Origin of the sequence: Kitasatospora sp. NPDC056783, assembly GCF_042789895.1 — a bacterium.
Taxonomy (GTDB): domain Bacteria; phylum Actinomycetota; class Actinomycetes; order Streptomycetales; family Streptomycetaceae; genus Kitasatospora.
In genome coordinates this window covers 1-16,226 of the sequence record NZ_JBHUAF010000181.1, presented here as the reverse complement: position 1 = coordinate 16,226, position 16,226 = coordinate 1, and the positions used below count along the sequence as shown (strand labels likewise).

Below are 16,226 nucleotides of genomic sequence, written 5' to 3'. Positions count from 1 at the left end.
GCCAGTCGCCGAAGCGCGCGTCGGCCGCGCCGCCCGGCTGGAGGGCGGCGGAGGCGGCCTTGACGACCCGGGCGCTGGACTCGCCGTTGGTGAGGACGACCAGGCCGGAGCCCTGGTGGACCTTGAACATCGAGACCGCCTGGTAGCCGCCCGGCGATCCGCCGTGGCCGAACTCGACGTCCGGGCCGCTGTCGTCGACGATCGTGCCGAGGCCGAAGAAGCTGGTGCTGTGTGGGGTCAGCATCTGCTCCGCGAGTTCGCGTCCGATCAGGCCGAGCGGGCGGCCGAGGTAGCAGCGGCGGACTTCCATCTCCAGCTTGGCGAGGTCGGCGGCGGTGCTCCACAGGCCGGCCGCGGACTTCTCCGGGTGGATCAGCCAGCCGCCCTCCAGGGTCCGCCCCTCGGTGTCGTGCCCGAGGGCGACGGGCCGGCCGGCGGTCTCCGGGAAGGACTGGTCGAAGCCGCTGTGCGCCATGCCGAGCGGGCCCAGCACCAGCGTGTCCATGAGGTCGGCGAAGGCCTCGCCGGTCACGTCCGTGACCATCTGCTCCAGCAGCGTGTAGTGGGCGTTGGACTGCCGGAAGGTGCCCGCCATCTCCTGCCGGACCGGGCCGGAGGCCGGCCGGACCTCGCCGCGCAGCAGCTCCACCGGGGTGGCCACCCGCTGCCCGCGCCGCACTCCGCGCCTCGGCGTCTCGGTCAGCCCTGCGGTGTGGCTGAGCAGTTGACGGACCGTCACTCCGATCAGGCCGGGCAGTCGCCAGGACGTGAGGTAGCGGTTGACGTCCTCGTCCAGGCCGATCAGACCCTCCTGGACCAGCATCAGGACGCCGAGCGCGGTGACGTGCTTGCCCCAGGAGCCGACCTGGAAGAGCGTGTCCGCCGTCACCGGCTCGCTCGACCCGGCGGCCAGGGTGCCCAGCGCCTCCAGGGCGACCAGTTCTCCGCCCTCGACCACCGCGATGCTCGCGCCGGGGACTCCGACCTCCTCCAGCACGGCCGTCAGCGAGTCGAGCGAGACCGGGGGCGAGGCCGGCCGCGACACCGGGGAGACGGCCGGGGCGGCCGGTGCCGGGGTGTCCAGGGCGCGCGGGGCGCGGCCCGTCGCCAGGTCGACCGCTGCCGCCAACTGCCCCAGGGTGTCGTGCTGGTAGAGCATGAAGAGGGTCACCGGGAGGTCGGCCTGCCGGGCGGCGGCGATCACCTTGATGACCAGGATCGAGTCGCCGCCGAGGCGGAAGAAGTTGTCCTCGGTGCCGATCCGCTCGATGCCGAGCGCCGCCGACCAGAGTGCGGCGATCCGCCTCTCGGTGTCGGTGCGCGGCTCGACGTACGCGCGGTCGGACTCCGTCCAGGAGCCGGGCTCGGGCAGGACGTTGCGGTCCACCTTGCCGTTGGCGGTGAGCGGGATGGTGTCCAGCTCCACGAAGAGCTGCGGGATCATGGTGTCCGGCAGCGACCGCGCCAGCAGTTCGCGCAGCTCGTCCGGCCGGGCCGGCTCCCCGCCGACGGGCACCAGGTAGCCGACCAGGCGCTGGTGGCCGTTCGGGTCGGTGCGGACCGCGGCGACGGCCTCCGCGATGTACGGCAGGCGGGTCAGCGCCGCCTCGATCTCGCCGAGTTCGATCCGCACGCCGCGGATCTTCACCTGGTGGTCGACCCGGCCCAGGAACTCCAGGCCGCCCTCGTCGTTCCAGGCGACCACGTCGCCGGTGCGGTACAGCCGCGATCCTGCCGGGCCCCACGGGTCCGGCAGGAAGCGCTCGGCGGTCAGCTCGGGCCGGCCGCCGTAGCCGCGGGCCACGCCCACGCCGCCGACGTACAGCTCGCCCGCCACGCCGACGGGAACCGGCGCCATCCCGGCGTCCAGGACGCGCAGTCGGGTGTTGCGCACCGAGCGGCCGATGGTCACCCGGGCCTCGCCGATCGGGTCGCCGGCGGCGATCAGGGCGTGGGTGACGTCGTCCGAGCACTCGGTCGGGCCGTAGGCGTTGACCATCGGCACTCCGGGGAAGCGGGCGAACCACCGCCGGCACAGGTCCGGCGGCAGGGCCTCTCCGGTGACCACCATCCATCGCAGGAAGGGGAGTTCGACGGTCAGCGCGCCGGAGTCCCAGGCGTCCATCGCGGCGCGCAGCAGCGAGGGGACGACCTCCAGGACGGTGATCCGCTCCTCGGCGACCCGGGGCAGCAGGGCCAGCGGGTCGACCGAGGTCGCGGCGTCCACGACCCGCACCGAGCCGCCGACCACCAGGGTGGAGAGCATCTGCCAGACCGAGATGTCGAAGGCCATCGAGGCGTTCTGCACCACCGAGTCGGCGGCCGTGATGGCGAGGTCCTCGACCTTCGCCAGCAGGTGGTTGGCCATGCCCCGGCGGTGCACCAGGACGCCCTTGGGGCGGCCGGTGGAGCCGGAGGTGTAGATGACGTAGGCGAGGTCGTCCGGCCCGGCCAGCGGGGCGGGGTTCTCGGACGGGGTGTGGCTCCACTCCTCCGGCCGGTCCAGCAGCACCGGCAGGGCGGCCAGGCCCGGGGCGGCGGACAGCAGTGGCGCCATCCGGTGGGTCTCGGTCAGCAGCACCGCGATGTCCGCGTCCTGGGCCATGTAGCCCAGGCGCTCGGCCGGGTGGTCCGGGTCGAGCGGCAGGTAGGCGCCGCCGGCCTTGAGCACCGCGAGCACCGCGATGACGGTGGACGGCGAGCGGTCGGCGCAGATGCCCACCAGGGTGTCCCGGCCGACGCCGAGCCCGCGGAGGTGGTGGGCGAGCCGGTTGGCCCGCGCGTTGACCTCGGCGTAGTCCAGCACCACGCCGTCGGCGGTGATCGCCGGGCGGTGCGGGGTGAGCGCGGCGTGCCGCTCGAACTCGGCCTCGGCCATCAGCCACACCTGCTCGCGGTCGGTGGCCGTCCAGGCGGCCAGCCGCTCCTCGTCCTGCGGGGCGAGGTAGGTGGTGCGGGCGTCGCCGTCCGGGTCGGCGGCCATCGCGGCCAGCACGGCACGGTACATCCCGGCCAGCCGGGCGCCGTTGGCCGGGCTGAGCACCGAGGTGTCGGCGGTCAGGTTGAGGCCGGCGCCGCCGGTGGCGACGCTGAGCGCGAACTCGGTGCTGCTCTCGCCGATGGCGGCGGTGGCGTCGATCTCCTCGCTGTCGAAGCCGCGGAAGTCGTGGTAGTTGAAGATCACGTCGATCTGCCGCCGGCCGCCGGCCAGTTCGCGCTGGATCGCCTGGAGCGGGTAGCGGCGGTGCGACCAGAGCTCGACCTCGCGGGCGAAGACCTGCTCGACCAGCTCGCGCCAGGTCCGGGCGGAGCGGTCCGCCGCGAACGGCAGGGTGTTGAGGTACATGCCCTGCACCCGGTCGGCGCCGGGCGCCTCCGGACGGGCGTCGCAGACCAGGCCGGTGTGGAAGCGCCCGTCCTCGGTCAGCTGGCTCATCACCTTGAGGTGGGCGGCGAGCAGGACGCTCTTCACCGACACCTTCGCCCGGGCCGCGAAGGCCCGCAGCGGCTGCTCCAGGTCGCCGAGCGGCACCTGGCTGACGTGCGGGCGGCCCTCGCCCGGGGCGCCCCAGCCGGCCGGCACGGTGACCGGGGCGTGGCGCCCGACGATCCCCTGCCAGTAGCCGCGGTCCTCCGCCGAGGCGAGCGAGGCCAGCTCCCCGGCCACGAAGTCGGCGAAGCGCACGCCCGGCGCCTCGTACGGGCCGGCCTCGCCGCCGTCGCGGTACGCCCGGTAGACCTCGACCAGCTCGGTGAGCAGGGCGAACTGGCTCCAGCCCTGGGTCAGCGCGTGCGGCTGGGTGAACGCCAGCCGCCAGCCGCCCGGTTCGTCCAGGTGCACCGCGACCCGCAGCAGCGGCGGGGCGGCGGGGTCGAAGACGTCGGCGCGCTCGGCGGCGAAGAACGCCTCCAGCGCGGCCCGGCGGCCCGCCCCGTCCAGCTCGCGCAGGTCGTGCACGGTGACCGGGACCTCCAGCTCGCGGTGGACGAGCTGGAGCGGGGTGGAGAACCCGGTGAGGTCGAAGGAGGTGCGCAGCGTCTCGTGCCGGCGGGTCAGCTCCCGGACGGCCAGCCGCAGCGCGGACTCGTCGAAGGGCCGCTCGTCGGTGATCCGGTACGAGACGCACTGGTGGTAGCTGGCCTCGCCGCCGGAGAGCATCTCGACCAGCATGCCGAGCTGCACCTGGGTGGCCGGGTAGGCGTCCGCGACGCCCCGCGGCAGGGCCGCCAGGTCCTCGTCGGGGAGCAGCGCGAACGGCTCGACCGCGGCGGGCGCCTCGGCGGGGGCCGGGCGGCCGGTGATCAGCTCGCCCAGCCCGGCGACGGTGCGCCGCTCGAAGACGTCCTTCACGGCCACGTCGTACCCGGCCCGGCGCAGCGCGCCGACCAGGGTGACGGCGCGGATGGAGTCGCCGCCGAGCTCGAAGAAGCCGTCCTCGACGCCGACCCGCTCGACTCCGAGCACCTCGGTCCAGACCGCGGCGAGCTGCTCCTCGACCGGGGTGCGCGGGGCCACGTACGCGGCCTCGTCGACCTGGGCCAGGCCGTCCGGGGCGGGCAGCGCGGCCTTGTCGAACTTGCCGTTGACGGTCAGCGGCATCGCCGCCAGGGTGACGAACGCGGCCGGGACCATGTAGTCGGGCAGCGAGCGGGCGAGCAGTGCCCGCAGCTCCTTGGCCGAGGGGCCCTCCTCGCCGCTGGGCACCAGGTAGCCGACCAGCCGGTCGTCCCGGACCACCACGACGGCCTGCCGGATGCCGGGGTGCTCCAGCATCACGCCGGCGATCTCGCCGAGTTCGATGCGGTAGCCGCGGATCTTGACCTGGGTGTCGATCCGGCCGAGGAACTCCAGGGTGTTGTCGGGGCGGCGGCGGGCGAGGTCGCCGGATCGGTAGAGGCGGGAGCCGGCCGGGCCCCACGGGTCGGGGACGAAGCGTTCGGCGGTCAGTTCGGGGCGGCCGAGGTAGCCGCGGGCCACGCCCGGTCCGGCGACGTGGATCTCGCCGGGGACGCCGACCGGGACCATCCGCCCGGCGTGGTCCAGCAGATGAATCCGAAGATCGCCGAGCGGGTCGCCCACGCGGTTGCCCGCAAGCGGGTCAAGGTCGTCCTCCTCGATCCGGTGGAAGGTGGAGTGCACGGTGGTCTCGGTGATGCCGTACATGTTGATCAGCCGGGGCCGGTCGAGGCCCATCAGGTCGGCCCAGGGCCGCAGTTCGGGGACTTCGAGCTTCTCGCCGGCGAAGACGACGGCGCGCAGCTCCAGCCGGGCCAGTCGCGGGTCCCGCTCCACGGCGGCGGAGACCAGCGAGCGGAACGCGGTCGGGGTCTGGGAGAGGACGGTGACCTTCTCGGCGACCAGCAGGTCGAGGAAGTCCTCCGGCGAGCGGGTGACGGCCTGCGGGACGACGACCACCCGGCCGCCGAACAGCAGCGCGCCCCACATCTCGAAGACGGAGACGTCGAAGGCGTACGAGTGGGACATCGAGAGGACGTCCGAGCCGTCGAAGCCGTAGTGCTCGTGGGCGGTGGTCATCAGCCGGACCACGTTGGTGTGGGTGAGCACGCAGCCCTTGGGCTTGCCGGTGGAGCCCGAGGTGTAGATCACGTAGATCACGTGTTCGGGGGAGGAGACCGGTTCCGGGTTCACGGCCGGTCGGGAGGCGATCTCCCCGGCGTCCCGGACCAGTTCGATCACGGTGCCGGGGAAGACGCCGGCCAGCACCGGGGCGGTGCCGGGGGAGACGATCGCCAGCTTGGCGCCGGAGTCCTCCAGGGCGTAGCCGAGGCGGTCGCTCGGGTGGGCCGGGTCCAGCGGGAGGTAGCCGGCGCCGGACTTGAGGATGCCGAGCAGGGTGGGCAGCAGGTCGGCGCCGCGCTCCAGGCACATGCCGACCAGGTCCTCCGCGCCGACGCCGAGGGAACGCAGGTGGTGGGCCAGGCGGTTGGCCCGCTCGTTGACCTCGGTGTAGGTCAGGTGGACGTCGCCGGCCGAGACGGCGAGGGCGTCCGGGGTGCGGGCCGCCTGGCGCTCGAACAGCTCGTGCACGGTGGCCTCGACCGGGGTGACGCGCTGGGCGGCGCCGTCGGTGAGCAGGGCCAGTTCGGCGGGGGAGACGTGGATCGCCGTGGCGTCGCCGTCCGGGTCGGCGGCCATCGCCTCCAGCACCGCGCGGTACATCCCGGCCATCCGTTCCAGGTTGGCGGGGCTGATGCTGCGCGGGGCGGCGGTGAGGATGATGTGCCCGGCGCGGGAGGCGACGGTCAGCGGGAACTCGGTCGGGCTGTCGTCGATCGCCTCGGTCTCCTGGTCGAGCAGGTCGCCGTCGATCTGGTGGAAGTCCTGGTAGTTGAAGTAGACCTCCATCAGCCGCTCGGCGCCGCCCCATTCGCGCTGGACGGCCGGGAACGGGTAGCGGCGGTGCGGCCACAGGCCGACCTCGTGGGCGAAGGTCGACGCCACCAGCTCGCGCCAGGTCCGGGCGGAGCGGTCGTGGACGATCGGGAGCGTGTTGAGGTACATGCCCAGCACCCGGTCCGCGCCCAGCCGTTCGGGCCGCGCGTCGCAGACCAGGCCGGAGTGGAAGGACCGCTCCTCGGTCAGCTGGCTGAGCACCTTGAGGTGGGCGGCGATCACGACGCTCTTGAAGGAGGCCTTGGCCTTGGTGGCCAGCGCGCGCAGCGCGGGTTCCAGGTCGCGCAGGTCGGCGGCGGCCTTCACGGTGCCGCGCTCGGCGGTGGCGTCGCCCCAGCCGGCCGGCAGCAGGTAGCGGGCGTGGCCCTGGACGACGCCCTGCCAGTAGGCGCGGTCCTCGGGCGACTCCAGCGACTCCAGCTCGCCGGCGATGAAGTCGGCGAAGCGGACGTCCGGGACTTCGGGGCTCTCCGGGGCGAGGCCGTCGCGGATGCGGACGTAGGTGCGCAGGATCTCCATCAGCAGGGAGTGCTGGCTCCAGCCCTCCATGACCGGGTGGCACTCGGTGACCGCGATCCACCAGCCGTCGTCGGTGACCAGCGCGTGGTAGCGCATCAGCGACGGGACGGTGAGGTCGAACAGGTCGGCCCGCTCGGCGGCGGTGTGGGCGCGGATCCGGCGGGCCGTCTCCTCGGCGCCCAGGCCGCGCAGGTCGGTCGTCCCGGCGGCGGTGGCGGCGGTGGCGTGCACCAGCTGCATGGGGCGGGAGAAGCCGGTCAGGTGGATCGAGGTGCGCAGCATCTCGTGCCGCTCGGTGACGAGGCGGACGGCCGCCTCGAACGCCGGGTGGTCGAAGGGCCGGTCGTCCTTGATCCGGCCGGCGCTGACGTTGTGGTAGTTGTTCAGGCCCTCGTCGGCCAGCATCTCGACCACCATGCCGAGCTGCACCTGGGAGAGCGGGTAGGCGTCGGTGACGCCCTCGGGCAGCAGCGCGCGGTCCTCGTCGGAGATCAGCGCGAACGGCTCCACCGCGGTGAGGTCCGGCGCCGGGGCCGGGCGGCCGGTGATCAGCTCACCGAGCCGGGCCACCGTGCGGTGCTCGAAGACGTCCCGGACGGCGAGGTCGAAGCCGCTCTCGCGCAGCGCGCCGACCAGCGCGACGGCGCGGATGGAGTCGCCGCCGAGCTCGAAGAAGCCGTCCTCGACGCCGACCCGCTCGACCCCGAGCACCTCGGCCCAGACCGCGGCGACCTGCTCCTCGACCGGGGTGCGCGGGGCCACGTACGCCGCCCCGGTGCCCAGGTCGCCCTGGTCGGGGGCGGGCAGGGCGCGCTGGTCGAGCTTGCCGTTGACGGTGAGCGGGACGCGCTCCAGGGCGACGAAGGCGGTGGGCACCATGTAGCCGGGCAGCGCGGCCGAGCAGTGCCCGGCCAGGTCGGCGCCGGCGGGCAGCTCGGCCCCGGCCGGGACCAGGTAGGCGACGAGGCGCTTGTCGCCGGGTGTGTCCTCGCGGGCCACCACGACGCCGTCCTTGACGCCCGGGTGCTCCTGGAGCACCTTGGCGATCTCGCCGAGTTCGATGCGGTAGCCGCGGATCTTGACCTGGGTGTCGATCCGGCCGAGGAATTCCAGGGTGCCGTCGGGGCGGCGGCGGGCGAGGTCGCCGGAGCGGTAGAGGCGGGAGCCGGCCGGGCCCCACGGGTCGGGGACGAAGCGTTCGGCGGTCAGTCCGGGGCGGCCGAGGTAGCCGCGGGCCACGCCCGGTCCGGCGACGTGGATCTCGCCGGGGACGCCGATCGGGGCGAGCTCGCCGTTCGCGTCGAGCAGCCGGATGCCGAGGTCGGCCAGCGGGTGGCCGATGGCGTTGCCGGCTCCGGCGGCGAGGTCCGCGGCACCGACCGGGTGGTGGGTGGTGTGCACGGTGGTCTCGGTGATGCCGTACATGTTGACCAGCTCGGGGGTGTCCAGCCCGCGACGCTCGACCCACTCGCACAGTGCCGCGAAGTCCAGCGCCTCGCCGCCGAACACCACGGTGCGCAGGGCGAGTTCGGCGGGTGTGGTGCGGCGGCCGTCGGCCCGGATCAGCTGGGCGAAGGCGGACGGGGTCTGGTTGAGCACGGTGACGCGCCGCTCGGCCAGCAGGTCGAGGAAGAGCTCCGGGTCCCGCGCGGTGAGGCTCGGCACGACGACGACCCGGCCGCCGTGCAGCACGGCGCCCCAGATCTCCCAGACGGAGAAGTCGAAGGCGTAGGAGTGGAACATCGTCCAGACGTCGTCCGGCCCGAAGCCGAACCGCGGCCGGGTGGTGTCGAACAGGCGCAGCACGTTGGCGTGGGTGAGCACGCAGCCCTTGGGCTTGCCGGTGGAGCCCGAGGTGTAGATGACGTAGACGGTGTTCTCCGGGCCGGAGAGCGGCTCGGGGTCGGCCGTCGGGTCGTCCGCGGCCCCGGCGCCGACCGGCGCGGTGCCGACCAGTTCGGTGTCGACCAGTTCTCCGGTGAAGACCGGGGCGATCAGGTCGCGGGTGGCCGGGTGGACGACGGCGACCTCGGCGCCCGAGTCGGCGAGGATGTAGCCGAGGCGCTCGGCCGGGTTGGCCGGGTCGAGCGGGAGGTAGCCGGCGCCGGACTTGAGCACGCCGAGCAGGCTCGGCACCAGCTCCGCGCCGCGCTCCAGGCAGACGCCGACCAGGTCCTCCGGGCCGACGCCCAGCGAACGCAGGTGGTGGGCCAGGCGGTTGGCCCGCTCGTTGACCTCGGCGAAGGTGAGCTCGCGGCCGTCGGCGACGACCGCGACCGCGTCCGGGGTGCGGGCGGCCCACTCCTCGAACCGCTGGTGCAGGGTGGTGCGGACGGGCTCGGACGGCAGGTGGCCGTCCAGGGCGCCGGTCAGCACCGCGCGCTCGTCGGCGCCGAGGAGCTCCAGCCGGGAGACCGGCCGGGCCGGGTCGGCGGTGGCCGCGTCGAGCAGGGCGGCCAGGTGGCCGGCCATCCGCTCGGCGGTGGCCCGGTCGAACAGCGCGGTGGCGTACTGGAGGCGGCCGCCGAGGCCGCCGTCCTTGCGCTCCTCGACCTGGAGCAGCAGGTCGTACTTGGCGGTCACGTCGGCGAACTCGAAGGGCTCGACGGCGAGTCCGGGCAGGGTGAGGAGTCCGTCGCGCTCCTCGTGCCAGGTCAGCGCGATCTGGTGCAGCGGGGTGCGGGAGGTGTCGCGCTCCGGCTGGAGTTCGTCGACCAGGCGGGCGAAGGGCACCTCCTGGTGGTCGAAGGCGTCCAGCACGGTGGCGCGGGCCCGGTCGAGCAGCTCGCCGAAGCCCGGGTCGTCGTTCCAGCGGGCGCGCATCACCAGGGTGTTGATGCCGTAGCCGATGAGGCGCTGGAGCTCCGGGCGGGTGCGGCCGGAGACCACGGTGCCGACGTTGACGTCGGTGCGGCCGCTGTGGCGGGCGGCCAGCACCTGGAAGGCGGTGAGCAGGACGGCGAACGGCGTGGTGCCGTGCGCGTCGGCCAGCGCGCGGACCTTGGCGGCCAGTTCGGCGGAGAAGGTGAGCGGCACGTCGGCGCCCGTGATGTCCCGGACCTCCGGGCGGGGGCGGTCGGTGGGCAGCTCGGTGTCCGCGCTGTCCGCCAACTGCTGGCGCCAGTAGTCGAGTTGCTTGCGCATCGCCGGGCCGTCCAACTGCTCCCGCTGCCAGGCGGCGAAGTCGGCGTACTGGACGTCCGGTTCGGGGAGCGCGGCGTCGGCGCCCTGGAGCGCGGCGGTGTAGGAGGCGCCCAGTTCGGCGGCGAAGAGGTTCACCGACCAGGCGTCGCAGGCGATGTGGTGGAACACCACGGTCAGCACGTGGTCGTCCTCGGCCAGCCGGACCAGGCCGGCCCGGGCGGGCCACTCGGCGGCCAGGTCGAAGCCGCGGCGGACGGCCCGCTCGACCTCCTCCCGGGCCCGCTCCGGCTCCCCGGCGAGGTCGGTCACCGGCAGCGTGACCGGGGCGGCCTCGTCCACCAGCTGGACCGGCTCGACGCCCAGCAGGGCGTAGCGGGTGCGCAGGACCTCGTGGCGGGCCACGATCCGGTTCCAGGCGCTCTCCAGGGCGGTGGCGTCCAGCGTCCCGCGCAGCCGGAGCACCAGCGGCACCAGGTACTCGGCGCTCTCCGGGTCCAGCCGGTTCAGGAACCACATCTGCTGCTGTCCGGCGGACAGCCGCAGCGGCCGCGTGCGGTCGGCGCGGGTGATGCCGGTGGCCCGGCGGGCGCCGCGGCGCCCGGCCAGCCGGCTGCGGAGGAGCTCCTCACGGCGGGCGGCCGCGGAGTTCTTCTCGGTCTCGGCGGAAGTCATGCCTTCTGCTCCTCCATCAGCTCGGAGTCGGTCAGCTGGTCGATCTCTGCGGTGATCTCGGCCTCGACGGCGGCGGCCATCTCCGCGACGGTGGGGCCCTCGAAGACGGCCCGGACGGGCATCCGGATCTCGAAATCGGCCTGGAGTTCGGCGATCAGGGTGATCGCCAGGATCGAGTTGCCGCCGGAGTGGAAGAAGTTGTCGTGCACTCCGACGGCGGTGCCGAGCAGGTCCTGCCAGATCTCGGCGATCCGCTCCTCGACGACGGTGCGCGGGGCGACGCTCTCCCGCTCGCGCACCTCCTCGGGGGCGGGCAGGGCGGCCCGGTCGACCTTGCCGTTGGCGTTCAGCGGCAGGGCGTCGAGCGGGGTGTAGCTGGTCGGCACCAGGTAGCCGGGCAGGTGCTCGGCGCAGTGCGCGCCCAGCTCCGCGGCGGTCGGCGCGGCGCCGGCCGCGGCGGGGTCGGCGGCGACGTAGTAGGCGGCGAGCCGGGCCTCCGGCTGACCGCCGCCGGTCTCGCTCATCAGGGCGACGACCACCGCCTCGGCCACCCCCGGGTGGCGCAGCAGCGCGGCCCGGGCCTCGCCCGGCTCGATCCGGTAGCCGCGGATCTTCACCTGGTTGTCGACCCGGCCGAGGAACTCGACGGCCCCCTCGGGCAGCCAGCGGGCCAGGTCGCCGGTGCGGTAGAGCCGGGCGCCGGGGGTGCCGTACGGGTCCGGCAGGAAGCGCTCGGCGGTCAGCTCCGGCTGGTCGGCGTAGCCGCGGGCGACGCCGGTGCCGCCGACGTACAGCTCGCCGACCGCGCCGGTCGGCAGCGGGCGCAGGTCCTGGTCCAGGACGTACATGGTCAGGCCGGGCAGCGGGCGGCCGATCGGGACGGTGCCCGGGGTGCCGCCGGCCGGCACCGGGTGGGTGCAGGTGCCGACGGAGGCCTCGGTGGGCCCGTACTCGTTGATCAGGCGGCCCTCGCCGAGCCGGTCGGCCCACTCGCCGGCCAGCGTGCCGGAGAGGGCCTCGCCGGCCACCACCACGACGCCGGCCAGCGCGGCGGCCTGCTCGGGCGTGACCTGCCGGGAGAGCACCTCCAGGTGGCCGGGGGTGAGCTTGAGGAAGCTGAACGGGCCGGCCGCGACGAGGTGGTCGCCGAGTTCGGAGAGGTCGAGCTGCTGCGGCAGCATCGTGACGGTCTGCCCGCACAGCAGCGGGGCCCACAGGTTCGGCACCACCAGGTCGAAGGCGACGGAGGAGAACACCGCCCCGCCGCCGGTGCCCTTCGAGGCCAGCTCGGCGACGGCCCACCGGAGGTGGCCCGCCAGGCCGCGGTGCGGCACGGCGACGCCCTTGGGCTTGCCGGTCGAGCCGGAGGTGTAGATCACGTACGCGAGGCGGTCCAGGTCGGGGCGCGACCGCGGTGCGGTGGCGGGGAGTTCGGCGAGCGGGCCGGCGAGGGTGTCCACCGCGACCGTCCGGCCCCGGTAGCCGGCCGCGAAGTGCCCGGCGTACGAGGCCTGGGTGAGCACCACCGGGGCCTGGGCGTCGGCGGCCATGGTGGCGACCCGGCCGGCCGGCCAGCTCGGGTCCATCGGGACGTACGCGGCGCCGGCCTTCCAGACCGCGAGCAGGGCGGTGAGCAGGTCCGCGCCGCGGTCCAGCAGCACGCCGACCTTCGACTCCTCGGTGACGCCGAGCGAACGCAGGTGGTGGGCCAGGCGGTTGGCGGCGGCGTCCAGTCCGGCGTAGTCGGTGGTGCGGCCGGACTCGGTGACGGCGACGGCGTCCGGGGTGAGCGCGGCCTGCCGCTCGAAGAGCTCCAGGGTGGTCAGGCCGACCGGCAGGGGCTCGCCCACCGCCCAGTCGTCGAGCAGCGTGGCGCGCTCCTCGGCGGCCAGCAGGTCGAGTTCGCCGAGGGCGGTGGACGGGTCGGCGGCGACGGCGGTGAGCAGGCGCACGAAGCGGTCGGCGAGGGCCTGGACGGTGCCGGCGTCGAACAGCGCGGTGGCGTACTCCAGTTGCCCGGCCATGGTGCCGTCGGCGCCGCGGCGCATGTAGAGGGTGAGGTCGGTGTGGGCGAGGCCCCAGAGGGCGGCCAGGGCGTCCTGGTCCTCGGCGGTCTCGGTGGCGCCGTTGAACTCCTCGTCGTGCAGGTCGAAGGCGACCTGGTAGAGCGGGGTGCGGGAGAGGTCCCGGACCGGCGCCAGCTCCTCGACCAGGCGCTCGAACGGGAGGTCCTGGTGGGCGAAGGCGTCCTGGCAGACCGCGCGGACGCGCTTCAGGGCCTCGCCGAAGCCCAGGTCGGGGGCCAGGGCGCAGCGCAGCACCAGGCTGTTGAGGAAGAAGCCGACGACGTTCTCCAGCTCGGCCCGGTCCCGGCCGGCGACGGGGGTGCCGATCGGCAGGTCCCACTGGCCGGCGTGCCGGGCGAGCAGGGCGCCGAAGCCGGTGAGCAGGGTGGCGAACGGGGTCGCGCCGTGGGCGCGGCCGATCGCGGTCAGGCGCTCGGTGACGTCGGCGGGGACGGTGAAGAACACCACCGAGCCCCGGCCGTCCCGGACGGCGGCGCGCGGCCGGTCGGTGGGCGGGCCGGCCGGCGTGACGCCGTCCAGGACACCGCGCCAGTGGTCGAGTTCGGCGCGGAGGACCTCGTCGGTGAACTGCTCGCGCTGCCACACGGCGTAGTCGGCGTACTGGACCCGGAGCGCGGGCAGCTCGGCGGCGCGCCGCTCGGTCCCGGCGGCGATCAGCTCCTTGAGCTCGCGCTCCATGACGGCGGAGGACCAGCCGTCGGTGGCGATGTGGTGCATGGTCAGGACGAGCACCTGCTCCTCGCCGGGCAGCCGGGCCAGCAGGCCGCGCAGCAGCGGGCCGTTCTCCAGGTCGAAGCCCCGGCCGAACTCCTCGGTGAGCAGCGCGGTCAGCTCGGCGCGGTCCACGTCGAGTTCGCGGATGCCGACCGCGAAGGGCTCCTGGACGAACTGGAGCGACTCGCCGTCCACGACGGCGTAGCGGGTGCGCAGCGCCTCGTGCCGGGCGACCAGCGCGTCGACGGCGCGGCGGACGTGCTCGGCGCGGGTGTCGGCGGGCAGCCGCAGGAACATGCCGGCCACCCATTCGGCGCTCCGCGGGTTCATCCGGTCCATGAACCAGAGCCGGTGCTGGCCGAAGGAGAGCGGCAGCCCGCCCTCGCGGGGGACCGGGACGATCGCGGCGGCCGGCGGGGCGGTCTCCTCGGCCGCCGTGTCCTCGGCGGGCGCGAACAGCCGGGCCATCGCCTCGACGGTGGCGGCGGCCAGCAGCGCCCGCAGCTTGACCTCCCGGCCGAACAGCCCGGAGAGCCGGTTGGCGAGCCGGGTGAGCTGGAGCGAGGTGCCGCCGAGCCGGAAGAAGTCGTCGTCGAGCCCGACCCGGTCGACCTTCAGCAGCTCCTGCCAGACCTCGGCGATCCGCTGCTCGGCGTCGGTGGCCGGGGCCCGGTGGGAGGCCTGACCGGCGTCCCGCACCGGCGCCGGGAGGGCCCGCCGGTCCACCTTGCCGCTGGAGTTCAGCGGGAACTCCGCGACCTCGACGAAGGCCGCGGGCAGGTGGGTCCGCGGCAGCCGCTCGGCCAGGAAACCGCGCAGCTCGCCGACCACGGAGGCGTCGCGGGTGCGCACGTACGCGGCCAGCCGCAGTCCGCCGTCGGCGGCGGTGAAGGTGGTGACGACGGCGCCGGCCACGCCGGGGTGGGCGGCGAGCGCGGTCTCCACCTCGCCCGGCTCGATCCGGACGCCGTTGACCTTGGCCTGGTCGTCGGCGCGGCCCAGGTACTCCAGCACGCCGTCCTTGCGCCAGCGCGCCCGGTCGCCGGTGCGGTAGAGGCGCGAGCCGTCCTTGGCGTACGGGTCCGGCACGAAGCGCTCGGCGGTGAGGTCCGGGCGGCCCAGGTAGCCGCGGGCCACCCCGATGCCGCCGGCGCACAGTTCGCCGGGCACGCCGACCGGGGCCGGCCGGCCGTTGGCGTCGGCGACCAGCACCCGCATGTTGTCCAGCGGGCGGCCGATCGGCACCGGGCCGGTCAGCTGGGCGCGGTCGAAGCGGTGCGCGGTGACGTCGATGGAGCACTCGGTCGGGCCGTAGGTGTTCCACACCTCGACGTCGACGTGCTCCAGCACCCGGTGGACGAGTTCGGCGTGCAGCGCCTCGCCGGCCGAGAAGAGCAGCCGCAGTGAACCGCAGCCCGCCCAGCCCGGCTCCTCGACGAGCAGCCGCAGCACGGAGGGGACGACCTGGAGGACGGTCACGCCGTGTTCGGCGGTGGCGCGCAGCAGGGCGGCCGGGTCGCGCTCGGCGCCGACCGGCGCGAGCACCACGGCGGCGCCGCGGATGAGCGGGGCGAAGACCTCCCAGCAGTGCGCGTCGAAGGTCAGCGCGGTCTTCTGGAGCACCCGGTCGTCCGCGCCGAGGCCGGGGCCGCGCAGCAGCCAGTCGATCCGGTTGCCGATCCCGGCCTGGGTGACGACGACGCCCTTCGGGGTGCCGGTCGAGCCGGAGGTGTGGATGACGTACGCGACGTCGGCCGGGGCGAGGCCCGACACCGGCGTGGTACGCGGGAACTCCTCGGTGGCGGTGAGCAGTTCGGCGGGGGTGACGACGCGGACGGCCGCCCCGGCGAACAGGCCGGCGGCGTCCTCCTCGGCCAGCACCAGGGCGGGGCGGGTGTCCCGGACCGTCCAGTCGAGCCGGGCGGCCGGCTGGTCCGGGTCGAGCGGGACGTACCCGCCGCCGGCCCGCCAGACCGCGAGCAGCGCGACCACCAGGCCGGCGCCGCGCCGCAGGCAGACGCCGACCACGCGGTCCGGGCCGACGCCCTGCTCCCGCAGGAAGTGGGCGAGCCGGTTCGCCCGTTCGTCGAGCTGGGCGTAGCTGAGCTCGACCCGCCCGTCGACCACGGCGATCCGGTCCGGCGTGCGCGCGGCCTGTCGGGCGACGAGCTCGTGGACGGGGGTGAACTCGCCGGTTGAGCCGTTCGACCACGACTCGGAAATCATAGGTACTCCTCATACGGTCGGCAGCTGCCGAGGGGCGGGTCAGGGGCGGGCCGTCCGCGCTCAGGCGGCGGTGTGCTCCATGCGCTGACGCAGGCTCAGCGGGCGCATGTCGGTCCACACCCGGCCGATGTGGGCCAGGGCGTCCTCACGGCTGCCGGCGAAGCCCTCGGCGCGCCATCCGGCGGGCAGCTCGCGGTCGGCGGCCCAGATCGAGTACTGCTCCTCGTCGTTGAGCACCACCAGGAAGGAGGGGGTGGTGTCGTTCGTCGCAGTGGACATGGAAAATCTCCTCGGCCTCACGAGACAGGGGGTGATGGTGTGAACCAGCCTCGGGGCAGCGGCTATACGCCATCTCTGCCCGTCCTGGCGTTCGAATCCGTCACCGTCCGGACACGGAGGAGGAGGGGGCGGCGGAAGGACACGCGAAGGGGCGCGGGGAGCCACTGGCT

Annotated in this window: 3 protein-coding genes; all 3 read right to left on the bottom strand. The window is 74.5% G+C overall.

What is annotated here, in order from left to right; genetic code table 11:
• Positions 1-10,750: amino acid adenylation domain-containing protein (locus ACFRMQ_RS24095; protein WP_380732668.1), on the bottom strand; the 10,750-nt coding region annotated here is incomplete at its 3' end.
• Positions 10,747-15,777: an amino acid adenylation domain-containing protein gene (locus ACFRMQ_RS24090; RefSeq protein ID WP_380732667.1), complete on the bottom strand. Its 5,031-nt coding sequence runs from the start codon at positions 15,775-15,777 to the stop codon at positions 10,747-10,749. The genes ACFRMQ_RS24090 and ACFRMQ_RS24095, both read right to left, overlap by 4 nt.
• Before the next feature lie 60 nt (positions 15,778-15,837).
• Complete coding sequence (locus ACFRMQ_RS24085) at positions 15,838-16,056, bottom strand: MbtH family protein (protein ID WP_380732666.1); 219 nt, start codon at positions 16,054-16,056, stop codon at positions 15,838-15,840.
• Positions 16,057-16,226: the final 170 nt, after the last annotated feature.